At 59.7% G+C, this 21,352-nt stretch carries 17 protein-coding genes, 1 pseudogene and 1 other annotated feature; of the genes and pseudogenes, 3 read left to right on the forward strand and 15 right to left on the reverse strand.

Annotated features, from left to right (window positions below):
- Positions 1–332: 332 nt before the first annotated feature.
- From ACZ5ZH_RS08340 to ACZ5ZH_RS08355, 4 genes are all read right to left on the reverse strand, one after another.
- Entirely contained in the window at positions 333–2,276 is a 1,944-nt protein-coding gene (locus ACZ5ZH_RS08340) for a flavin-containing monooxygenase (RefSeq protein ID WP_464771184.1), read from the reverse strand.
- A gap of 227 nt (positions 2,277–2,503) precedes the next feature.
- Positions 2,504–2,899, reverse strand: a complete 396-nt coding sequence (locus tag ACZ5ZH_RS08345; RefSeq protein ID WP_464771185.1) for a VOC family protein — start codon at positions 2,897–2,899, stop codon at positions 2,504–2,506.
- 98 nt (positions 2,900–2,997) lie between these two features.
- A complete protein-coding gene (locus ACZ5ZH_RS08350; RefSeq protein ID WP_464771186.1) occupies positions 2,998–4,059 on the reverse strand; it encodes a hypothetical protein in 1,062 nt (353 codons plus the stop codon).
- Between the two features lie 204 nt (positions 4,060–4,263).
- Positions 4,264–6,783, reverse strand: coding sequence for a TonB-dependent receptor (locus ACZ5ZH_RS08355; protein ID WP_464771187.1), 2,520 nt, complete (start codon positions 6,781–6,783; stop codon positions 4,264–4,266).
- A gap of 488 nt (positions 6,784–7,271) precedes the next feature.
- On the opposite strand from ACZ5ZH_RS08355, the gene ACZ5ZH_RS08360 reads away from it, so the two are divergent.
- Positions 7,272–8,345, forward strand: coding sequence for an MBL fold metallo-hydrolase (locus ACZ5ZH_RS08360; protein ID WP_464771188.1), 1,074 nt, complete (start codon positions 7,272–7,274; stop codon positions 8,343–8,345).
- 6 nt (positions 8,346–8,351) lie between these two features.
- Here the strand turns inward: ACZ5ZH_RS08360 and ACZ5ZH_RS08365 are convergent, their stop codons facing one another.
- Genes ACZ5ZH_RS08365 through ACZ5ZH_RS08375 form a run of 3 tightly spaced genes read right to left on the reverse strand, consistent with a single transcriptional unit; the run spans position 8,352 to position 10,739 of the window.
- Positions 8,352–9,077 carry a dienelactone hydrolase family protein gene (locus tag ACZ5ZH_RS08365; RefSeq protein WP_464771189.1) on the reverse strand — a complete coding sequence of 242 codons (726 nt, stop codon included), beginning with the start codon at positions 9,075–9,077 and terminating at the stop codon, positions 8,352–8,354.
- Positions 9,078–9,125: 48 nt separating this feature from the next.
- The gene (locus ACZ5ZH_RS08370) at positions 9,126–9,902 is read right to left on the reverse strand and encodes a sugar phosphate isomerase/epimerase family protein (protein WP_464771190.1); all 777 of its coding nucleotides are present in this window, start codon (positions 9,900–9,902) and stop codon (positions 9,126–9,128) included.
- A gap of 51 nt (positions 9,903–9,953) precedes the next feature.
- The gene (locus ACZ5ZH_RS08375) at positions 9,954–10,739 is read right to left on the reverse strand and encodes an SDR family NAD(P)-dependent oxidoreductase (protein ID WP_464771191.1); all 786 of its coding nucleotides are present in this window, start codon (positions 10,737–10,739) and stop codon (positions 9,954–9,956) included.
- Between the two features lie 422 nt (positions 10,740–11,161).
- Here ACZ5ZH_RS08375 and ACZ5ZH_RS08380 point away from each other — a divergent pair, with 422 nt between their 5' ends.
- The gene (locus ACZ5ZH_RS08380) at positions 11,162–12,232 is read left to right on the forward strand and encodes a hypothetical protein (protein WP_464771192.1); all 1,071 of its coding nucleotides are present in this window, start codon (positions 11,162–11,164) and stop codon (positions 12,230–12,232) included.
- Between the two features lie 52 nt (positions 12,233–12,284).
- Here the strand turns inward: ACZ5ZH_RS08380 and ACZ5ZH_RS08385 are convergent, their stop codons facing one another.
- Positions 12,285–13,013: a TetR/AcrR family transcriptional regulator gene (locus tag ACZ5ZH_RS08385; protein WP_464771193.1), complete on the reverse strand. Its 729-nt coding sequence runs from the start codon at positions 13,011–13,013 to the stop codon at positions 12,285–12,287.
- A 124-nt stretch (positions 13,014–13,137) separates the two neighbouring features.
- Between ACZ5ZH_RS08385 and ACZ5ZH_RS08390 the strand changes: the two are divergent.
- Positions 13,138–13,541 (forward strand): annotated as a pseudogene (locus ACZ5ZH_RS08390) (transposase); the annotation flags it as partial.
- Positions 13,398–13,514, forward strand: a sequence feature (AL1L pseudoknot). (Overlaps the previous pseudogene by 117 nt.)
- 307 nt (positions 13,542–13,848) lie before the next feature.
- Here ACZ5ZH_RS08390 and ACZ5ZH_RS08395 read toward each other — a convergent pair.
- From ACZ5ZH_RS08395 to ACZ5ZH_RS08425, 7 genes are all read right to left on the reverse strand, one after another.
- Positions 13,849–14,646 (reverse strand): thioesterase family protein, encoded by a 798-nt coding sequence (locus tag ACZ5ZH_RS08395; protein WP_464771194.1) that lies wholly within the window; start codon positions 14,644–14,646, stop codon positions 13,849–13,851.
- Complete coding sequence (locus tag ACZ5ZH_RS08400) at positions 14,636–16,267, reverse strand: AMP-binding protein (RefSeq protein ID WP_464771195.1); 1,632 nt, start codon at positions 16,265–16,267, stop codon at positions 14,636–14,638. The genes ACZ5ZH_RS08395 and ACZ5ZH_RS08400 overlap by 11 nt, the downstream gene beginning before the upstream one ends.
- Entirely contained in the window at positions 16,264–17,667 is a 1,404-nt protein-coding gene (locus tag ACZ5ZH_RS08405) for an aldehyde dehydrogenase family protein (RefSeq protein WP_464771196.1), read from the reverse strand. The genes ACZ5ZH_RS08400 and ACZ5ZH_RS08405 overlap by 4 nt, the downstream gene beginning before the upstream one ends.
- A 21-nt stretch (positions 17,668–17,688) precedes the next feature.
- Complete coding sequence (locus ACZ5ZH_RS08410; RefSeq protein ID WP_464771197.1) at positions 17,689–19,818, reverse strand: TonB-dependent receptor; 2,130 nt, start codon at positions 19,816–19,818, stop codon at positions 17,689–17,691.
- A 74-nt stretch (positions 19,819–19,892) separates the two neighbouring features.
- Positions 19,893–20,363: a cytochrome C gene (locus tag ACZ5ZH_RS08415; RefSeq protein WP_464771198.1), complete on the reverse strand. Its 471-nt coding sequence runs from the start codon at positions 20,361–20,363 to the stop codon at positions 19,893–19,895.
- Positions 20,360–20,809, reverse strand: coding sequence for a c-type cytochrome (locus ACZ5ZH_RS08420; protein ID WP_449473942.1), 450 nt, complete (start codon positions 20,807–20,809; stop codon positions 20,360–20,362). Before ACZ5ZH_RS08420 ends, ACZ5ZH_RS08415 begins: the two co-directional genes overlap by 4 nt.
- Complete coding sequence (locus ACZ5ZH_RS08425; protein WP_449473943.1) at positions 20,806–21,351, reverse strand: methylamine dehydrogenase light chain; 546 nt, start codon at positions 21,349–21,351, stop codon at positions 20,806–20,808. Before ACZ5ZH_RS08425 ends, ACZ5ZH_RS08420 begins: the two co-directional genes overlap by 4 nt.
- Position 21,352: the final 1 nt, after the last annotated feature.

The raw sequence follows: 21,352 nt of genomic DNA on the forward strand, positions 1-21,352 counted from the left end.
AGAGGTCGGCCGCGAGTTAGGCCAGAGCGCATGGTGCGGTCAGAGTTAGACGGCGCAACGACAAAGTCGCCTGCTGCTCGCAAAACTTTACCGGCACAGACCGCATCCTCTGACGTGCAACCGGTTCCACCGCGTTTCAGATAAGGCGTCAGGTAAGCCGCTGACATCAACCGCACCTCATGACACTGCTGGTCAATTCGCGCGCGCGCGACTGGCGGAACATTGGGGGCGATGGTAGATTTACTTCCGCTAGCTGATTATCGCGTCCGACATGAAAGGAGCCGGTCCTTACAGACCGGCTCTTATCCTATGTCATTCCTTTCGACCCGCGCTCAGTGTAGCTCGAAATTATCCTTGGCGGGACCACGTGTCTGGTTCCAAAGGTCCACCAGTCGCCACGGCCATGACAGGAATACTCGGCCTGTCGAGTTGTTATAGTAGCTGTTCGCCCTCGGGTGGGTCCAGATCATATTCTTCATCTGTTCCTCGACCTCCCGGTTCCACTGTTCGAACGCCTGTTGGGTCGGTTCGACAGCACGAGCGCCGCTTTCGTTGATCCAGTCCAGGCATTCGATGATGTAGTTCACCTGCGCTTCGGAAATCAGGTTCTGGCCCGCCGCATGGTTGGGCGCGCTGTTGGGGCCAACCGTCATGAAGTAATTGGGATAGCCGGGCACCGTGACGCCCAGATAGGAGCGCGGATCGTCCTTGCCCCATTCGTCGCGCAGTGACCGGCCGCCCTTGCCGTGGATTTCCAGCTTGCCCATCATGTTGGCGACGTCAAAGCCCGTGGCGCAGACGATGATGTCGAATTCATACTCCTTGCCGTCCTTGGTGCGGATGCCCTTGGGCGTGAAGCATTCGATCCCGCCATCTTCCAGCGTGACGTTGGGCTGCTTGAGCGCGTCGAACCAGCCAGCGTCCAGGATGATGCGCTTGGAAAAGATCGGGAAGTCCGGCGTCAGCTTTTCTTTGAGGTCGGGACGGTCGTGGAACTTCGCTTCCAGATGGGCCAGCGCCCATTGCCGCGCGCCCTCATTGGCCGCCGAGACGGACGGGCTGTCGACCGGCCATTCGGGGTCCTTCACGACATTGGCGTACAGGCCGTCGGCCGCGAACCAGTAGACGCGGAAGCGGAACCATTCGCGGAAATGCGGGATGTAGCGCAGGGCGAACTTCATGCCCGGCGACACTTCGTGATTGATCTCCGGATTGTAGATCGACCAGTAGCGCGTGCGCATCAAGACCGTGAGATCGCTGACCTGATCCGCGATCGCGCCGATCAGCTGCGCGGCGCTGGCGCCGGTGCCGATGATGCCGACGCGCTTGCCCTCGATCCGGACGGACGGATCCCAGGTCGCGGTGTGCATCATCTTGCCCTGAAATTCCTCGCGGCCAGGAATGTCGGGCCACTTCCAGCGATTGACCGGTCCATGGGCGTTGATGACGGCATTGGCGCGGATGATTTCTTCCGTGCCGTCCTTGCCGCGGACGGTGACGTTCCACACCGCTTCTGCATCGTCATAGCGCAGGGCGACGACTTCGGTATTGAAGCGGATATTGCGGCGCAGGTCGTACTTGTCGGCCACGTGCAGCAGATATTTCTGCATATCCACGCCCTTGGGATGGTAATGCGACCATTCGGGCGTTATTTCGAAGGAATAGGAATAGAAGTGGCTGGGCGTATCGACGCCGACGCCGGGATAGCGGTTTTCGTACCAGGTGCCGCCGACTTCGGGGTTCTTTTCGATCACGATATGCTCGTAACCGCCTTCTTCCAGCTTCAGCGAGGCGGCAAGGCCGGTCATGCCGGCGCCGATGACCAGCACCTTGAAATCTGTCGGCGGCGGCGTGCGCCCTTCGATTTCCTTGCGCGGCTTGGGCAGTTTAAAACCGATCTGGTCGAACAGCAGCGGCAGGAATTCGTCAGCCACTTCCTCACCCACGCCGACGCTCATCATCCGCTTCATCAGCGCGTCGGACGGATCGTCCTCGCGCGCGGCGCCGGGGGTCGTCAGCACGTGGAGCAGCTTGGTACGCAGTTCCTGGCTATATTCGGCGGGGATTTCGGTGTTGGGAACGGAGAAAGGCGGTTTGATATAGTTGCCGAAAATGTCCAGCATCGCCGCGTCATGGGTCAGATGCACATAGACCATCAGCAGCGTCTGGATATTTGCTTCCTCCAGCGCGACGCGCAGTTCTTCGCTATCGGCCAGCGGCAGGCTGCGATCGTGCCAGTCCCGTGCCATTACCGCGCCATCGACATGTTCAGCCATCTTTAAAACCTTTCCGACTCAATATGTAAGGACAGCGACAGGAGTATCTTCGCCGCTGCCGTCTGGTTGCCTTTGGCGACACCGGCAGGCGCGCCCCTCCAACCGTCACTGCGCCGATCCCCCTGCTTGCACCTGCGACGACGGCAGCTTTTTCGTCCAAACGCCAACAGTAGGCGCTGTTCAACCTACAGATCCTTCTCTGCCGACTATGGCGCGGCTATGAACATTCAAAGCGCCTGGATAACCTCGATGATGTGTCCGTCGAGATCGGTCGCATAAGCCAGCTTCAATCGATGCTCTGGCATTTCGACGACGGGTACGGTGATACGCCCGCCAGCGTTGCTGAACGCAACAACAGTCGCCTCAACGTCGCCTACCATGAAGCCAATCACCGTCTCACCAGGCGCTGGCATGGGCTTGTTGGGATAGCGGATCAAGTTGAGCTGTGGGCTGCCTGGGCCTCCATTCGGAACCACGAGGACTACTTCCTGCAGTTGTCCCGGCCCCTCGCCCCACTCAATATAGGTCAGTCGCGAAAGCCCCAGCGTCTGGATGTAAAATTGCTCGGCCGCGTCGAGATTGGAAACGACAAGCTTGGTGAAGGCAAAGCTTTGAGCTGTCATAAAGAGACCTTGTCCTTTTTTTTGGGGGGGGCCGCCGGGACTTTGCGGCACTTGACGCGCCAATCGAAGGCCGGTTCTCTTGTATACGATGCAGCCCCTTAGGCGACCAGTCTTGGTGCGACTGGATCTTCGGGCACGTTTTTCGGTTTGCCGATGTCATAGACCCGTGTGAGCAAATTAATAAAGTTCGTGTCATGCACCGGATCCGTGGGCATTTCGAAAACCTCTCCCCGGGAGCGGAGATCGCTCACGAAGATGTCGAATGCCATATTTACTGTGATGTCGTCGCTGTGGTCGCGTGCCAGCTTCAATTCCGCAAGATCGCTGTAGACCGTCGCTCCCCAGTGCAAAAGCAGGCGGAATTCATTTGCCGGAATCTTTGCCAAGACCTTTTCACCGGTCATGATCCGCCAGCCATCGGACGTCTCGGGATCGGCCGAAATTTTCGAGTTGATTGCGAGCCCTGCTGGCCGACGCTGATCCACAGGACCGCAGCCCTGCGCCGTGTGAAACATCATCTCGTTTTCGACGACGACGCCCCGGCCCTGCATGGGAGCCTCTAGGCAGACCGGATCTTCGCGTGGGCCATTGGGCCAATAGTGGAAACCGCCGCCGATCTCGCCCTGATAATACCAGGCAATGACCTGCGCCTTCTTGGCCTGCCAACGGCGGAAAAGCCCCGATTTCGCCATCGTGTTCAACAGCCAAGTGGGCGCGTTATGAGCATAAAGGCCACGAAACTGTGTTCCATCCACATGCGGGGACCCGCCAGCACCCGCCGGTCCCTGCATGTTGCACATCAGCTGGTCGCACTCGACATAGGGTGTTTTCCAATATTCGCGGACAAGGTTGAGAAACTTCGGATTGAAGAAGCAGTCATCCAGCTCAGGATAATAGTTTACACCATCTCTGGCGAAATACCCGCGAAACACCGGATTCATGAACATTTCCCAGGTTGGTTTCAACCCTTCGACATTTGCTCCTGTTGTGGTCGCGATAACTTCTTCTGGCGAAGAGAAATATTGCGCCAAGATTAGTTCCCAAGGCCCCTCGCGACGCGCGATATCAAGCATACGCCGGTGCTGATCTTCCGTGTAGAGATTATCGATGATGATCGGCGGCGCGACCGGCAGGAATGTTGAAGCGATATCCCTTGGCATAGTTAATCCTCTCTAACATTTTGACACACCGGCCCAAGGCTTCAGACGCGCAGCTTATTTAACCTATCCCAGGCCCATCGGCAATATTTCCGAATATAAGTTCGGATATACGCTCAGAGCTGTCCCCGTCTCGCACTGCCTACCGATGGCGACGCAGGAATGGCAAAACCCGGCGGAGACAATCGCTCTGCCGGATTCGCAATTTTACTTCTCTCCAAAGCGATAGCGGAGCTTCACCCCATACATGCGCGGCTCGCCATAGAGGCTGGAGAAAATGCCCAGGCCGTTATAGCTGTTGGAGTTGCCGACCCTATACAGCTTGTTCGCGGCGTTGTTTACGAACACCCCGACATCAAATCCGCTTTCAGCCACGTTCCGCCAGTCGAGCGAGGCGTTGAGCAAACCATAAGCCTCCAGAACGGAGCCGGGTTCGAACGACGGATCACCGGCGGGTGCGGTCGCCTGCGGCGCGAAATGCGAATAGCTTACCAGGAAATTCAGGTCGCCCATATGTGGCGCAATCGGAATTTCGGCGTTGGCGCGGATGTTGTAGATCCAGGGCGTCACAAACTGGAAAGGCATGCAACGCGCATCCACCGGCGCGCCAGGATTCACTCGTTCGAAACCCCCGCCGGGCGCGCAGGAGAAGTCGCCGAACAAGGAGGTGTAGTTAAACTCCCTATAATCGGCGTCGGTGTGACTGACAGTGCCACCGATCTCCAGGCCAGGGAATGGCCGGAACGAAGCCTCAGCTTCTAAGCCCTGAATGGTGGCCTTCGCCGCCAGGATCTTGGCGCCCCCGGCAAAGGTGACCGGGTTGAAGTCCGTACCTGGCCGCTGAATGTTGGAGTAATCCGAATAATAATAGGTGACGTTCAACCGTCCCGGCACGGAACCCAGCCGCCAGTCCGACTTGAAGCCCACCTCGTAGCTGGTCAGCTTTTCCGGCTGGAAGGTCTGGAACTGCTCGTTGACGGCGGTGGTGTTGAAGCCGCCGGCTTTATACCCACGCGTAACCTTGCCGTAGAGCATAAGGTTGCGAACAGGCCGGTAGTCCAAACCAGCGGTCCAAGTCGGCGCGCTTGTCTTGAGCTTTGCGTCATATTCGCAATCCTCCAACGTCGGCTGGGTTCCACCTATCCCGCACCGGAAAGTGCCATTAGCCAACGGAGTGCCGGACCCGCTGAACCCCTGTACCGTATCCCAGGTGTAGCGATAGCCTGCGGTCAAGCGGAGGCTTTCAAGCGCCTCTGAAAAAGCGCCGAAATCGAGGGTGGCTTGCGAATATACCGCCTTGGATCGGTTGGTCACGCCGATGCGGACGCGGCTACCTGGGCAAGCGACAGGATCCCCGGTGTTCTGCGGGGCGCAGAACTGAACCGCCGCGGCACGCCACAAACCGGCTGGCTTTGTGTTGATGTAGAAGCCGCCGACAGTGAAGTTGAGGTGCCCGTCCAGCATCTTGCCCTGAAGTTGCAGCTCTTCGGTGAGCTGCTCCAGGTAGTCGCGGGGGCCGCCAGCGTTCACCGCATTGGTGTAACCGTTGGGCGCAATACCGAATTCATCCGACAGACCCGGAACCGGGAAGTCCGGAAAATTCGCGCTCTGACTGTTCTGATAACCCTGCAGGGGCGTCCCGTCCTGATCTGCCGCATAATCCGACTTCAACTTCTGATAACTGGCGATATTGCGCAGCGTCAGTTCGTCATTCAGTTCCAGATCGGTCGTATTGATCACGCCCCAGGTATCGATCTTGGCATAGCCATCCACATCCTGCCGATTGGCGCGCGGACCAATCTGATTGGCGATTTCGGTCTGACGGCGATAGACGTCGCACGATGCGGGATTGGGCGCGCGAACCGCATCGTTGCAGGGCGCTACGACGGATGGCAGGCGGAAGCCGCGATTGATATAACCAGCGCCGTTGTTATCGGAACGCGACCCATAGACCATCAGATAGTTGCTGATCGACTCCGTGGGCTTCATCAGGATGCCTAGTCGGCCGGTATACCAATGCTGATCGTCGCGCCATTTGTCCCAGACCAAGTCATGCGTGAAGCCACGGCGGTCATAATAAGCGCCAGCGACGCGGATCGCGAGCTTGTCCTCGATGATCGGCACGTTGAGCGCGCCTTCGATGCTGCGCAGATTATAGTTGCCGACGCTGCCCTGCACATAGCCTTCGAAGCGCTCCGTCGGGCGCTGCGGTGTGAAGAGCACCGCGCCACCCGTGGTATTGCGGCCGAAAAGCGTGCCTTGAGGACCGGACAGGACCTGCACATTGGCGAGGTCGACGAACAGGCCTGGGCCGCCCTGCAGACTGAGGCTGATTGAGGCGATGAGCGGAACTTCGCTCAAGTAGCTTGCCACGGACGGCAGAGCCAGAAAGCCGGTCGACTGCCCGCGAATAGAGTAGCTCTGCACGTCGCGGCTTCCCTGTCCCTGGGTGCCGACAACGAGCGAAGGAACATTGCCGTAGAGATCCTGCGGCTCGTTGATATTCAGTTTCTGCAGTGTTTCGGCCGAAAAGGCACTGATCACGATAGGCACGTCCTGCGCTCGTTCAGAGCGGCGTTGCGCCGTGACCACGATGTCCCCGAGCACGTTATTCGGAAGCGATGCCTGCTCAGTGGCGGCTGCCGCCGTATCCTGCGCTATGGCTGGCGTAATAAACGCCGATGACGCGATGCCAACAAGCAAAGCGATACGATATCGTTTAGTCATGAAAACCCTCTCCCTATGATGATTGTCCCTTCTGACGGGGCATGTTTTTTTACCAATTGGCCTCTTTTAACTTCATGCGGCCGTGGTCCGCGCAAACGGTCGGCCCCTATCCAGCGCCATGCTCTCAACGCCACATTGGTCCACAGGAAGATGTGCTAATCGCTGCCATGAGAGAAGGTACAATTTATGAATACCAACATAACAAAAACTGCAACCCTGCGTTCACCGCTTGCACAGACATGAGGAGCCGGTAAAAGGCCGGCAAGGTCAACTTCCCGTTGCCTGCCTTGTTACAATGGAAAGACAGGCGGTTATAAGCTGCAGGTCGAACATAAAGCTCGTTTCGATGAATTATTCGATCTCTCACGATCGATTTATCATCAGTAATGTTTTGCTCAACAGAGCAATACTCATCCGGATCATTTCGTCGCGGCTGCGTACGAGGCGGGGCACGCCGTATAATAATCTATGAAGGAGATGGTCTAATAATGCGTATGTTAGCCATTGGCTTTGCCGCGCTCACGGCCATGAGCGCAGGAGTGTATGCCGCTGAAACAAAATCCCATCATGTGCAAAAGATAGCTGAAGACATTTATCTATTTGAGCCGACTGAGGCGCACATCAACAGCAATACGTTGGTGATTGTTAATCGAGATGATGTGTTGATTGTCGACAGTCACAATGACCCTCGGAGCGCCAGGCAACTTGTCGCGGATATCAAGACGGTCACCTCCAAGCCGATCCGCTATGTCATCAACACGCATTTCCACTTTGACCATGTCGGCGGCAACGAAGTGTTCAGCAATGCGGAGATTATTGGAAGCGTATTTACCCATCATCAGCTAAGCAACAATTCGTTTAAGGGCCGGACTGCTCAGATATTCTATGGTCCAAACGGCATGATGCAAAAGTGGGCTGACGATCTGAAAAAATCGACAGAGACGGAATTCGACCCCATTAAAAAAGCAAAATTGCAGCAATCGCTAGCAGAAATCACCGCGTCCAACCTAAGCGTGGCGAACGAGGTCGAGACACCTCCGACGATAGCGGTCAAGGACAAGCTGACCCTTTATCGCGGAGGACGGGAAATCCAGATAATCTTTCCAGGACGGGGCCATACAGCTGGCGACCTGCTCATTTTCTTGCCTAAAGAAGGTGTCGTCGTCACAGGAGATTTTTTCGAGAATCTGAAAACCTGCTGCGGGTTTTGGGGTGATGCCTACCCAGTGGATTATGTCCAATCACTTCAGCTGCTCAAGAATCTTGACTTCAAGACGGTGGTTGCAGGTCATGGCCCTACCATATCTGGTGATGAAGCCAAGGCCAAGATAACTGCTTACCAAATGTATTTGCTCGATCTTTATGAACAGGTGACCTCTTTCAAGAGGCAAGGTTTGTCTGCGCTGGATGCATCAAGAAAACTCGACATGTCGAAACACAAAGTCGATTTTCCTGATACTTTGAGTCCTGCAGATTTTCGTGGTGAGAAACCGGACGAGGCAGTGTTGAGGATTTACGAACTCCTCGACGGGAAGGATTATCACGCTGCGGCGCCATATTAGACAGCGTCAGCCGATGGTTTCAGCGAACAGCGCCATCATCGCGGCCCACGATTTCCGGTCTGCAGTTGCATCGTAGCGTGCGAAATCTGGCATGCTCATATCTGCGGCCGCCGGGTTGGTGAAGCTGTGCACGACACCGCCGTAAAGGTGCATCGACCAATCGACGCCGCCGCTGCGCATCTCCGTCTCGAATGCGGCTCTCTGCTCCGGCGGGATCGCCGGATCGTCGGCGCCGATGCACACAAGCACCTTCGCCTTGATGTTCGCAGCGTCCCGGGGCGCGGCGGTGGAAAGGCCGCTGTGGAAGCCGATGATCGCGCGGAGCGGCGCGCCGGAACGACTGAGTTCGAGCGCCATCGTGCCGCCGAAGCAATAGCCTGTCGCGGCGATGCGCGCCGCATCCACCCGCTCATGCGCCGATAGCGCATCCAGCGCACCGCGCGCGCGATCGCGCGTCCGCTCCGGCTGCTCGCTGAGCGCCTTTATCAAAGCCATGATTTCGGACATGTCCTCGCACAGGCGCGCTGCGCCATGGAGGTCGCAGACTAAAGCTGCACATCCAGCCTCCGCCAACCTGCGCGCGCGATTGTGGACGTTGGGTCCAGGACCAAGCGCCTCTGGAAATAGCAATATGCCCGCCCGCTGGCCGTCGGTGGCATCATCGATATAGAGTGTCGCCTCCATGTCTATGCCATCGCCACGGTAATGAAGTGTTTCGGTCTTGATCGTCATGGCGCCTGCTCCTGTCGCTCCCGGCGGCAATTCTCCCGGGCAAATTCATCACGCCATCAGTGCGCGTGTCGCCTTGACCATGGTCCGCGCCCGCTCCAGCGGCATGCCGGTGGGGGCACGAAACGGCGCTTCGACTGCCAGAAGCGCAGTTAAAGGCACAAGCGGAATGAAGCTGGCGATGTCGAACTCGCCCTGACCCGGAGGCAGCCTCGCAACCGTCGCCTCTGTGCGCAGATCAGAGGGCGCTTTGCGAGGGCCATCGTTGATCTGGACGTGAAAAATGCGGTCTTGCGGCAAAATGGCGAGGTCCGCCCAGCTTCCGCCAGTTCGGATAATGTGCAGCGTGTCGATCGTCAGGCCGATCTCCTGTCCCACCGTATCAGCCATGGCCAGCGCATCCGCGGGTGTGCGCACGGTCGACAGGGTAAAACCTTCGATCGCCATCCTGGCACCTGCGGCCCGCGCGATCTCCGCCAGGCGGCCAAAGGATGCCTGTAGCCGCACCGGTTCCTCATCGAAGCACAGAGCATTTACCGTGCCGTTCAGTTCCGCCGCCAGCGCAGCCGATCGTTTCAACAAGTCCCAGTCGGTATTCGGCTCCAGCAGGAAAGGTTCGACAATGCCGACCGAAAGGCCGGTGTCGCGTAGCGCAGCCAGCACTTCGGCTTTTGCCGCCCTGTCGGTCGTAAGATCCCGGTATGGGCCAAGAGGCGTAGGCGTCACGAACAGGCTGACCGCATCGCAGCCCAGCTCTGCGGCCACTCTAATCAGTTCGAGCGCGGTGACGTCGTAAAGCGACAAATGATCAAGACACAGCGGCCGCATTGTTACTCTCCTGAAGAATCGGTTATCTTGAATTTGGGATAGTGACCATGTTCAACGCATGGTCAGTCCACCATCCACGGAAATCATCTGCCCGTTGATCCATTCGCCGTCGGCTGACGACAGCATGGCGACCATCGCCGCGATATCCTCGCTTTTGCCCAGCCGCGGTGCGGGCGTCTTGCGCCGCATGTCCTCGGCCATGGCTTCGGGCAGGGTTTTCAGCACCGCAGGCGTCATGATGTAGCCGGGAAGGATTGCGTTGGCACGTATTCCCTCTGGTCCCCAGCGATTGGCGACATGGCGGACCAGGGCGCCGATCCCCGCCTTCGCCATGGCATAACAGGGCCGCTCCACATCGCCCATGGTCGCAGCGGCAGACGAACTGTAGATCATCGCTCCACCCCCACGCGCAAGCAGCCGTGGCAAGGCATGCCGGGTTGCGCGTGCCACGCCTTTCAAATTAACGTCGATCGTCCTGTCCAACACTGCCTCGCTTGCCTCGATGGCGTTCGTGTCATCGAAGATGATGCTTTGGTCGGCAAAGTTGGCGTGGAAAATGTCGATGCCGCCAAATGCCTGTTCCGCCTGCGCCACAAGCGCGGCGAAGGACGCATCGTCGGCAGCGTCGAAGGTTGCGCCAATCGCGGTGCCGCGCGCCGCCAGAGCCTGTTCGACCACCGCCGCGATGCCTTCCGCTTCGCCGGGAGGAGCAGCAACAACCACAGACGCCCCTTCAGACGCCAGCCGCAACGCGGTGACTGCGCCAATCCCTCGGCTGGCGCCCGCGACGATGGCCACCTTGTCCTTTAGACGTCGGCAGATGGCGTTTTCTGACATACTCACTCCAAGAATGAATGGTGGCTGTGCTGCTTCTTACAGCAAGCCCAATCTCAGGCGTCGAGAAGACTTGGGAAGCGGCGGCGAGGTACATTCCGTCGGCCTTCATGATGTCGTGCATTATCTGCCGGTGGGCTGACATAAAGTCCGACGCCAGCGCAGCCCAATTCTGCGGCGACTCGCACGAACTCGACAGCCGCCAGGTCCACCCGGGAAAGATGATCGAGATAAATCCGCATCGTCCAGCTCCCACCACGCACGACATTATCGCTCCCGTCGAGCCGCGGCTTCTGAGAGCGTTTGGCGGGACCGTATCAAGGGGTTAGATGCGCCTCAAGCCAATTATCGAAGTTATTACGAAAATCATTGGCCTTGACCGGCATGGCTGATATGATCGCCGGGAAAGTTTTACGGAGAATGCCATGCCTGACCAGACGCCGACCGTGATCCGCCCGGTTGCAGAACCTCGCATTGTCGATGCAGTTTATAGCCACGACCAGCACGATCGCATCGTGCGTCTCGTCCGCGAGAAGGGTCCATGGGAAATGATCCTGGCGCAGCATTTTTCCTCCGCCGAGGAAGTGGTGGCGACATTGGCGGGCGCCCTCCCCGAAGGCGTCACGCCCACCTTTGACATGTTCCTGACTCCCAACTTCCGCGGCACTCTCGCCAAATATGGCGCATGCCTGTATCCGGAGATCGAGGACTGTTTCCTCAATCAAAAGTTCCTGGACATGGTGCGTGGTTACTGGAAGGCGGACTATGCCATCCCCGACAACATGCTCTTCAACATCAACGGCGCCTGCCACAGTCATGATCCCGCCCACGTCGATGGCACGACCTTCAGGGGCATCAATCTGCGCAACACGCCCCTCTACATGCTCAATACGATGGGCAAGTCAGGCCTTTTCAAGAAGTGGCAGTCCAAGCGGGCACAAATCGTCACCTGGTTCTACAAGGGCACGATCGGCGGCGGCTTCACCTATTGGCCCAACGGGCAGTTCGCCGAACCGGCGCGCGTCGCGGCCCCGATGTGGAATCGCGGCGTCGTCGTCGAAAATGAGATGATGTTCCATCGCGCCGAAGCCAATGGTCCGATCGACCAGCGCATGCCAAAGGGATTGGCGCTCGAATCGCTGTTCGGCGCCGATCCCGACGTCGCGGATGGGTGGCAGATCACCACCGGCGGCAAGGTGATCCAAAAAGTGCCCGCGCAGGAGATGCGCCTGATGCTGCATTGGGCGGCGGAAATCTTCACGGACTATGCTGAACTGAAGATGGTGATGGAACATACCGACGACCTGACCCACGATCAGGTGTTCGATACGTTCATCAAGGATTTGCGAGCACGCGGCCACAGCTTCGAGGTTCCGTCAGATCCCATCCACGATCAGGGCTTCATCCAGCTGCTCACGAAGGTTTATGATAGCGGTTCGCCGCATATCTATCCGGCCGAGGCGCCCGGTCCGCATCAACAGCAGCTCGCTGCCTGAAACAAGGCGAAGGTCAGCGCGTGTCGGCCTTCGCATAGCAGTAACGCCACAGTCAGCTGGGCAGATGCTGTGCCAGCGCGTGCATTACCGCCTGCCGGTCGAATTTCTCGCCCCTGTCCAGCGCCATGGACTCTAGCAGCTGGGCGAAGGTGTGCGCCCATACTGGCCGCCTATCGCTAAAGCTTGCCTGTTCCGACCGCAGCAAGGGGAGGGCCGCTTCCTCTCGTGCAGCAAAGGCGCGCGACGCGGCCTTCTCGAAGCCCATACCGGCGGCCTCGAGCGAACGGATGTGCCATATACTTACCGCGCCCCCAATCACGATCTCACCCATCTGACGTTGAAGAAGGAGCGCCTCCCGAGGGTGAAAGCCCCGCCTGGCCAGCCCCTCTAGCCATGCTTCGGCACGATCAAGCTCCACCTCCGGTCCCATTCCGCCTGTCAAATACTGTGAAACCAAGTGCCCAGGGCCGGTGAGCAATTCGAACAGCGCCACCGCATGGCTGGCGGCATAGAGCGTCCAATGCTGTCCGCTATCGACTGGAAAACCATGCTCCTGCGACGCGCGGGCAGCGGCAAGGCGGACCAGTTCGTCCTTATTTGCGACATAGCCATAGAGGACGGTAATGGTCACACCCAGCCGTTCTGCAACAGCGCCCATCGTCAACCCATCCAGGCCCAGCGCAAGCCCTGCGTCGAGCACCTGATCGATGCTCAGTCGGCGCGGGCGCCCAACCCCCCGCGTCTTCGCGCCATTTGTGGGAGCCTTGGAAGTTTGTTTCATAAGCGATGAATGACAGGAGCAATGCGCTCCATCAAGCCGGTCTCGAATCGCTGGTGGCGTTTTGCCCTTCCTGAACCGCCGCGGGTCTGTCGGCGGCTCCAACTTCTGGGTAAGTGGAGCCGATATGAGCGGGACGACGCACAAGTTTGCACCTAAGGTGCCAGCGGGTGGTACGTATGGTGCTGGATCACAAGGCGGATCATCCATCTCGCTGGGCAGCGATGGTTTCTATTGCCAAGAAGACCGGATGCTCGGCGCATACTCTGAACGAGTGGGTAAAGAAGGCCGAGGTGGACAGCGGCAAGCGTGCTGGCGGCCTACCAAGATGGCTGACCGCCTCAAGGCTCTGGAGCGCGAGAACCGCGAGTTATTGCGCAAGACGTCAACATATTTTGCGCAGGCGGAACTCGACCGCCCGTTCAAACGATGACAGCTTTCATAGAGGAGCATCGCACCGAATATGGGGTCGAGCCGATCTGCAAGGTGCTGCCGATTGCCCCATCCACCTACCACGAGCGCGTCTGTCGCACGATGTACAGTCGAAAGGCTGATACGCCATCTGGGCTTGCAGGGGGGGGTGATCCGTATCGCAAATGACAAGAAGTGGGACAATGCAGCCTTTCGAAGGTGCATTAGCGAGGGGCAGGTTCTACAAAAACCGGACTCGGAGCTGCTGGAAACCTAGCCCCACGAACATAACGCTGGCCGCTTAGCAGGTCGACAGCGATCATAAAGAAACAGCATCACAGCTGCCTTTAACTCGGGCGTCGCCGATTGAAGAGTAAGCCATTTGGTTTAAAAGTCAGGAGCAGCCAAGCCCATGCGATATCCCAAATCAATTTTTAGGGCGCACCGTCAAGCATTGGCAGACTGTACCAAATGCCCCGCTTTCATCATGAAGAATGCTATGTGTAAGTCCGAGGCCTTGCGGACTCGCGGAGACTGAGGTGTCGAGGCCGATCCATTCTCCCGTTGGCGGTCGCAGAAGATGTGCGGTAAGATCGAGATTGGGAAAAGCGGCGTCCTGGGGCGAGATCAGCGGCGCAAGGCCGTTGGCGATATCGACCAGTCCCATGGCCCGCGCCGTCGCCGACACATCCTCGCCGTCAAGCAGCGCCAAGGGCGAACGAACCCAGCAGCGGGCGCGGCCCCGCCCATGCTGTTGCCGCCGCACCTCCACACTAGCGATGAAACCTCCGGCCCAGAGGCTGGACGGGTTCCAGCCGGCTATGGTGTCGGGCGGCGGTAGGGTAGGGAAATTGGTCGCAGCAAAGGCGCTGCTGTCGCTGGCCTGCGTCAGCCAGGCCCGCAGGACGATGGCGGGGCGGCCGCCATGGCTGAGCCGGGCCTCGACCAATTCGATGGTGCGGCCTGGTCGCAGCACGATCACCTCTATCTCCACCGCTTCCATCGGGATGACGCCCCATATGTCGTAGGAGAGACGCGCGACCTGCAATCGATCGTCCCGTCGCGCGGCATGGTCCGCTTCCACCGCATGGAGCAGCAGGCCGATCGCTGGCGCAACATGCTGTTCCGCGACATTCCATGCGCCGCCGACATGGCCCGTGGGCATGAACCTGCCATCGTCCATCCGCAGGAAATAGGCCTGTGGGCCGCTGTGTTCAGACTCCAAGACCCAGTTCCCGTTCCATGATCGCCCGCATCTCGAACTTCTGCGCCTTTCCCGTCACGGTCATCTCGAACCGCTCGACGATGCGCACGTAGCGGGGAACCTTGTAGTGGGCGATGTGCCCGCGACAATGGTCCTGAATATCCTGTTCCGACAGGGTGGCGTCAGCCTTGGCGATGATCCAGGCGCAGACCGCTTCACCGAATTTCGCGTCGGCGACGCCGAACACCTGCGCGTCGGCGACGGCGGGGTGACGAAGTAGATATTCTTCTATCTCGCGCGGATAGATATTTTCACCACCGCGAATAATCATGTCCTTGATGCGGCCGGTGATGCGGACGTAGCCCCGCGCGTCCATCGTCGCCAGGTCGCCCGAATGCATCCAACCGTCGGGGTCGATCGCCTCCGCAGTGCGGTCAGGATCGTTCCAATAGCCCAGCATCACGGCATAGCCGCGCGAACAATATTCGCCCTGCTGGCCGATGGGGAGGATCGCGCCATCGGGGCCGACGACCTTCGCCTCCGCATGGGGGTGAACGCGGCCGACCGTGGTCACCCGTTCCTCCAACGGATCATCCGTCGCAGTCTGGGTAGTGAGCGGGCTGGTTTCGGTCATACCGTAGCCGATGGTGATCTGGGTCAGGTTCAGCCGGTCCATCACCTGCCGCATCACCGTTTCCGGGCAGGGCGATCCCGCCATGATGCCGGTGCGCAATGTCGATACGTCGAATGCGTCCAGATCCGGCTGGTTCAAGATGGTGATGAACATGGTCGGTACGCCATGCAGCATGGTGCAACCTTCCGCCTGCACCGTCTCCAGCACCAGCCGAGGATCATAGGCTTCACCGGGATAGATCATCGCCGCGCCGCTGGTCAGCGCCGCCATATTGCCCAGCACCATGCCGAAACAATGATAGAGCGGCACCGGGATACACAGCCGGTCGGCGGCGGTGAGACGCATCGTGCGGGCCGAGAAATAGCCATTGTTGAGCACGTTGCGATGGGTCAGCGTCGCGCCCTTGGGCTGGCCGGTGGTGCCGCTGGTGAACTGGATGTTAATCGCATCATTGCGGTCGAGCGTCGCCTCGATCAGGGTCAGACGATCGGGGTCGGCCTCCGCATGCAGATCGGACCAGTTCAACAAGTCCTGCTGCCTTTCGTCACCCAGCACGACCACTTGGCGCAGCGCCGGGAGCCGGTCCGGCCCGATGTCCCGCAGCATCGCCACATAGTCGCTGCTCCTGAATCGGGGCGCGGTGACCAGCAGGCTGCACCCGACCTTGTTCAGTGCATATTCGACTTCGCTGGTGCGATAGGCCGGATTGATGTTGACGAGGATGGCGCCGATCCGCGCCGTCGCGAACTGGATCACTGTCCATTCAGCGCAATTGGGCGCCCATATGCCGACGCGGTCGCCCTTGCCGATGCCAAGGTCCAGCAGCCCAGTGGCTACAGAATCGACCTGTGCAATCAATTGCGCCCAAGTCCAGCGGATCGACTGGTGTCGCGACACCAGCGCGAGGCCGTCACCATGCTCCGCTGCGACCTTCAGCAGCGCCTGACCGATGGTGGTTTCCAGCAGCGGGACGTCGGTGGCGCCCCGCGCTATCGACAGGCCGCTCATCGCTTGATGTTGATGACTTGCAATTGGGTGTATTCCGCCAGCCCTTCCTCGGCCTGTTCAACGCCCAGCCCGCTATTCTTGAAACCCGCCATGGGGATGTGGGGGCCGATGGCGATATGCTGGTTGACCCAGACCTGCCCGCTTTCGATCCGCGCCGCGATGTCGGCGGCGCGCGCCACATCGGCGGACCAGACCGATCCGCCCAGCCCATAGTCGGACGCGTTGGCGCGGGCGATCACATCCTCCACATCGTCGAACTTGATCAGCGGCAGGATCGGGCCGAACTGTTCCTCGTCCACGATCGTCATGCCGTCGGTCACGTCGCGCACGATGGTCGGCGCGATGAAATAACCGGCCCGCTCCATCGCCTGTCCCCCTGCCACGATCTTGCCGTCGGATCTGGCGGCGTCGAGGAACCCCTTCACTTTCTCGAACTGCATCGCGTTCTGGATCGGCCCTATTTGCGTGCCCTGTTCCAGCCCGTCGCCCACGATCGCCGCCTGCGCCAGCGCCGCCAGTTCCTCGCACATGGCGTCGTAAATATCGGCGTGGATATAGGCGCGCTTCACCGCCAGGCACACCTGTCCGCAATTCAGGAAGGCATTGCCGAAAATCGCTTTCGCCGTTTCGCGGACATCGACATCTTCCAGTACGATTGCCGGATCATTGCCGCCCAGTTCCAGCGTCACGCGCTTGAGCCCATCGGCACTGCTGGCGGCGATGCGCTTGCCGGTCGCGGTGGAGCCGGTGAAGCCGATCTTGGCCACATCGGGATGGGTAGTCAGATGCGGCCCCAGATCATTGGCGTCGGTGATGATATTGACGACCCCTGCCGGGAAAATCTCCTTGCACAAAGCTCCCAGCGCCAGCGCCGTGGCGGGCGTGGTCGGTGCGGGCTTCAGCACGATGGCATTGCCCGCCAGCACCGCCGGCCCGATCTTCCAGCAGGCGACAAGCAGCGGGAAGTTCCAGGCGATGATCCCGACCACCACACCCAGCGGCTTGTGCTTGACGGCGATATAGCCCGCTGCGTCATCCTGAATAACGCGATCCGGCAATTCCAGGGTCGCATAATGGCGCAGAAAACCTTCGGTCCAGGCGACCTCGCCCTGCGCTTCGGGCAGCGGCTTGCCCTGTTCCTGCGTCAATAGTCGCGCCAGTTCCGCGCCGTTGGCCGCGACCGCATCGGCCAGCGCGACCAGCTTCGCCTGCCGCTCGGCATAGGGCACCGCCGCCCAGCCGGGCTGCGCTGCCTTGGCCGCCGCGATCGCCTGATCCGCTTGGGCAGCCGAAGCGCGCGCGACCGTGGCGAACGCCTCGCCCGTCGCCGGGTTGACGACCTCCATCTGGAGGTCGCCATCGATCAGTTCGCCGCCGATCAGCAGCTTATAGTCCGCCATTATCCTCTCCTTGCGCTGTCTTTAGAATTTCGCGCCAACCGTCACACCATATGTCCGCGGATTGCCAATGTGATTATAATCGAAACCAAAGCCCGCGAGCAGGTCCACGCGCGAGGTGAAATAGAATTTCTTCGTGAGGTTCTTCGCCCAGAGCGAGGCATTGAAGCGCCCGTTCGCGCTCTCCCAGTCGATATGGCCGCTGAGCAGGGCATAGCCCTTCTGCTTCAGACGGGGGATGTTCACCACCTCGAAATATTGACTCGACTGATAGGCGACTTCCGGGTGGAAGGAGAGGCTGCCGAAGCCGCCTTGCGCAACCGTCCAGTCGATCCCGCCGTTGAGCGTCAGGCTCGGCGCGTTGGACAGGCGATTGCCACCCACATCGACGCCGCTGACCGTGCCCTGCTTGATCTTCGCAGACAACACGCCCAAGCCCGCGCGCATGGTCAGCATGTCGGCGGCCCGCACGGTCAGTTCTGCCTCGCCACCATAGATTCGCGACTTGGGGATGTTGAGCAATGTCTGCGCCGCGCTGGACGGATCTACGTTGATGAACTGCTGATTCTTGTAATCATAATAGAAACCGGCAACGTTTAGCGTGATGCGGCGATCCCAGAACTGGGTCTTCGCGCCGACTTCATAGGATGTCACCTGTTCCGCGTTGGCCACCGACAGTTCGGACGGATCGAAAAAGGCCTGAGCATTGAAGCTGGGCGCGCGATAGCCACGGCTGACGCTGGCATAGAGAAGGTTGCCGTCGGCCAGCTTGTAGTCGAGGCCGATCTTGCCTGAGAAATTGTTTTTCCTGAAGCGCAGGTCGGACAGCGGGATCAGGGTCGCGACGATGCTGTCGTCGACACCCAGCGCCTGCGAAATGAAGCCGTTCTGTCGGCCCGTATCATGGGTATAGCGCAGGCCGCCACGTAGCGTCACCGCCTCGCCGATCTTGTATTTGAGGTCGGAATAGACAGCGACGCTCTTCTTCACCTGGGTGAACTGGTTCTGGACCTTGCAGGCCAGCGGCAGGCCGTCGGCACAATCCTGTGCGTCGATGGCGCCGTCCGCGTTCACGTCGACATCGGTGGCAATCTCGAAGGCGGTGCGGTTGAACACCTTTTCCCGGTTGAAATAGACGCCCAGGATGAAGTCGAATGGACCGCCCGTGTCGCTGGTCAGGCGCAAATCCTGTGCGAACTGGCTGGCCTTGTCATAATAGGGGATTTCCAGCAGCTTGGTTGCCGTGCCGTCCGTATCCTCGCGGAAGAAGAGCGTGCCCTTGTCATAGGACGTGATGCTGGTCAGCGCGATCGCATCGGACAAATCGACATTGGTGGTCAGCGCCACCGATGTCGTGCGGGCGCGGCGGCGGGTGGGGACGTCGGACGCAATCTCCCATCGCGACAGACCGGGCCGATGGTTGGCTTCGGGCTGGGCATAGATGCCGTAATTTTGCGGGTTCTGGAAACTGGTGGAGGCGCGCAGGACGAAAGTCAGCCCCTCGACCGGCTGGGCCTTCAGCGTTCCGCGAAACGCATATTCGCGGGTGCTGGCAAGGTCCGGCATGCCGGGCTCGACATTCCTGAACCAGCCGTCCGCCCTGGCGAAGGTGCCCGCCACGCGCAGGGCGGCTTTTTCGCCCAGCGGCACATTGACCGCGCCGTTCGCCTCGAACCGGTTATAATTGCCATAACCGGCGTTCACATAACCGCTGGTTTCACCCAGCTTCGCTTCCCGGCTGATGATGTTGACCGCGCCGCCCGTGGTGTTCTTGCCATAGAGCGTGCCCTGCGGCCCGCGCAGCACCTCGACCCGTTCGAGATCGTACATGGCAACGCCAAGAAAGGCGAAATTGCCTTTATAAACTTCATCATAATAGGTGGCGACCGGGCTCGACTGGTTGAGGCTATAGTCGGACATGGACACGCCACGCAGCGCGAAGATCGGCGTATTGTCGCCCACAATGGAGGTGAGCTGGAGATTGGCGACCTTCGTCACCAGGCTGTCGACGCTGCTGACGCGCGACTTTGCCAACATATCACCACCTATGGCGGTTACAGAAATCGGGACAGACTGTACATTTTCCGACCGCTTGGCCGCCGTAACGACGATTTCACCTTGCGCGTCATCCTGCGCGAACGCCGGATTCATCATGCCAAGACCTGCGAAAGCCGCACAGCCGCATGCTACCAACCCTGTATATACTTCCCCCATCGATTATACTCCAATCATGGTTTTCCCTGTTCCATTCCTGCATGTTCGAACCCTGCCACCAGTCGCTCTCTTATAGCGACGCGATCCAGTCGCAGGGGGTTGCGGCGCAAGGCAGCGATTTCCGTGGCGGAATAAGGCCTGAAATCGATTGGCAGATGCTCTGCGTCGAAAGTGTAAAGTGTCCAGTTGACGAGGTCCGCCAATCGCCGGTCGTCCAGATCGACCGTGGCGACGCCCGGCACCTGGCCGAGGAACGCCCGCCCGCCCGGCACCATCAGAAAACGGGCGACTATGCCGCGCATCGGCGGATTGGACCGATCGTCGCCGCCTCCGTCCGGTCTATGGCAACCCTGGCATTTCAAAATATAGTCTTGATGGGCCTGACGCGGATTGACGACGCCCGGCATCGCTCGCTCGCTCGCTCCAGCCGCCAAGGTCGCGGATAATGCGACAAGGCCTGCCAAAGCGAGCAGGACGAGCTTCACTTGCCGCCCGCCCCTTCATGGAGCTTCGCGACATCGGCGGCGTTCAGCGCCTTGCCGCCGACCCGATATCCGGCCACTTCCTGATCGGTGAAGGGCTTGAAAACGGGACCGATGCTGGCGATCGACCCGCCGACATGGTTGAGCACTGCCGCCACTCCAGCATCGTCCAGCCCGCCCTGCGCCGGCATCATGCCGCGATAGGCCTTGCCCTCGACGCTGATCGGGCCGTTCAGTCCCTTGATTACGGCCAGCGCCAGATAGCGGCGGCCACCCGGCTTGGCGGCCAGGGTACGGAAATCGCGCCCCAACGGCGGATAGGCGCCCGGTACGCCAGCGCCGGTCCGGGTGTGGCAGGCAGCGCAGCGATTATAGATGGTCGCGCCATCCTGCGCCGCCTGCGCTATCCCTGCTGTCATTAGCAAGGCCAGTCCCAGGGCGATCTTCATTTCGGCTGCTCCAGGGCTGTGCCTACGATCGCTGCAACCGAGCAATTGTAGATGCTGCTTTCGGTTCCCAGACACCAATTATAGTCGTTGTTCGACTGGGGCCGGACCTGCGGCCGGTCGCCTTCATTGCGATTGCACAGGCACTGGCCACAGGAGGAGACGCCGCAACAATCATTATAGCTGATGATATAGGCGCGGCCGTCCGCAGGGTTGGTGCAGGTGCCGATCCAGGTGATAGGCGACATTTCCGTACCCGGCGGGCAGGTGTTGACCGTGCCGCCGCAACAGGAACAAAGGAAGCCGTCGATCGCGCAATAGCGCCAATAATCGCAACTCGCCGGATTGCCGGGATCCTGCGGCGTGCCGGAAGTCATTTCAGGCCGGGCGGCATCGGGGTGGGTGGCGGCGCGCGCCACCGGCAAGGCGGGCAACATGGCCGTGCCGGTCATCCCCGCTCCAAGCCAGGCCAGCAAGGAGCGGCGGGACGTGCCGCGCGCAACGGACCGGGCCATTCGTTCGGTGAGCTTGTCGAAACCGTCCATG

It is taken from the genome of Sphingobium sp. TomMM7A, assembly GCF_055397305.1.

Excerpts from the sequence above, each read along its gene's own strand:
- ACZ5ZH_RS08340 (WP_464771184.1), bottom strand. The coding sequence starts at position 2,276 with ATGGCTGAACATGTCGATGGCGCGGTAATGGCACGGGACTGGCACGAT.
- ACZ5ZH_RS08345 (WP_464771185.1), bottom strand. The coding sequence starts at position 2,899 with ATGACAGCTCAAAGCTTTGCCTTCACCAAGCTTGTCGTTTCCAATCTC.
- ACZ5ZH_RS08350 (WP_464771186.1), bottom strand. The coding sequence starts at position 4,059 with ATGCCAAGGGATATCGCTTCAACATTCCTGCCGGTCGCGCCGCCGATC.
- ACZ5ZH_RS08355 (WP_464771187.1), bottom strand. The coding sequence starts at position 6,783 with ATGACTAAACGATATCGTATCGCTTTGCTTGTTGGCATCGCGTCATCG.
- ACZ5ZH_RS08360 (WP_464771188.1), top strand. The coding sequence starts at position 7,272 with ATGCGTATGTTAGCCATTGGCTTTGCCGCGCTCACGGCCATGAGCGCA.
- ACZ5ZH_RS08365 (WP_464771189.1), bottom strand. The coding sequence starts at position 9,077 with ATGACGATCAAGACCGAAACACTTCATTACCGTGGCGATGGCATAGAC.
- ACZ5ZH_RS08370 (WP_464771190.1), bottom strand. The coding sequence starts at position 9,902 with ATGCGGCCGCTGTGTCTTGATCATTTGTCGCTTTACGACGTCACCGCG.
- ACZ5ZH_RS08375 (WP_464771191.1), bottom strand. The coding sequence starts at position 10,739 with ATGTCAGAAAACGCCATCTGCCGACGTCTAAAGGACAAGGTGGCCATC.
- ACZ5ZH_RS08380 (WP_464771192.1), top strand. The coding sequence starts at position 11,162 with ATGCCTGACCAGACGCCGACCGTGATCCGCCCGGTTGCAGAACCTCGC.
- ACZ5ZH_RS08385 (WP_464771193.1), bottom strand. The coding sequence starts at position 13,013 with ATGAAACAAACTTCCAAGGCTCCCACAAATGGCGCGAAGACGCGGGGG.
- ACZ5ZH_RS08400 (WP_464771195.1), bottom strand. The coding sequence starts at position 16,267 with ATGAGCGGCCTGTCGATAGCGCGGGGCGCCACCGACGTCCCGCTGCTG.
- ACZ5ZH_RS08405 (WP_464771196.1), bottom strand. The coding sequence starts at position 17,667 with ATGGCGGACTATAAGCTGCTGATCGGCGGCGAACTGATCGATGGCGAC.
- ACZ5ZH_RS08410 (WP_464771197.1), bottom strand. The coding sequence starts at position 19,818 with ATGATGAATCCGGCGTTCGCGCAGGATGACGCGCAAGGTGAAATCGTC.
- ACZ5ZH_RS08420 (WP_449473942.1), bottom strand. The coding sequence starts at position 20,809 with ATGAAGATCGCCCTGGGACTGGCCTTGCTAATGACAGCAGGGATAGCG.
- ACZ5ZH_RS08425 (WP_449473943.1), bottom strand. The coding sequence starts at position 21,351 with ATGGACGGTTTCGACAAGCTCACCGAACGAATGGCCCGGTCCGTTGCG.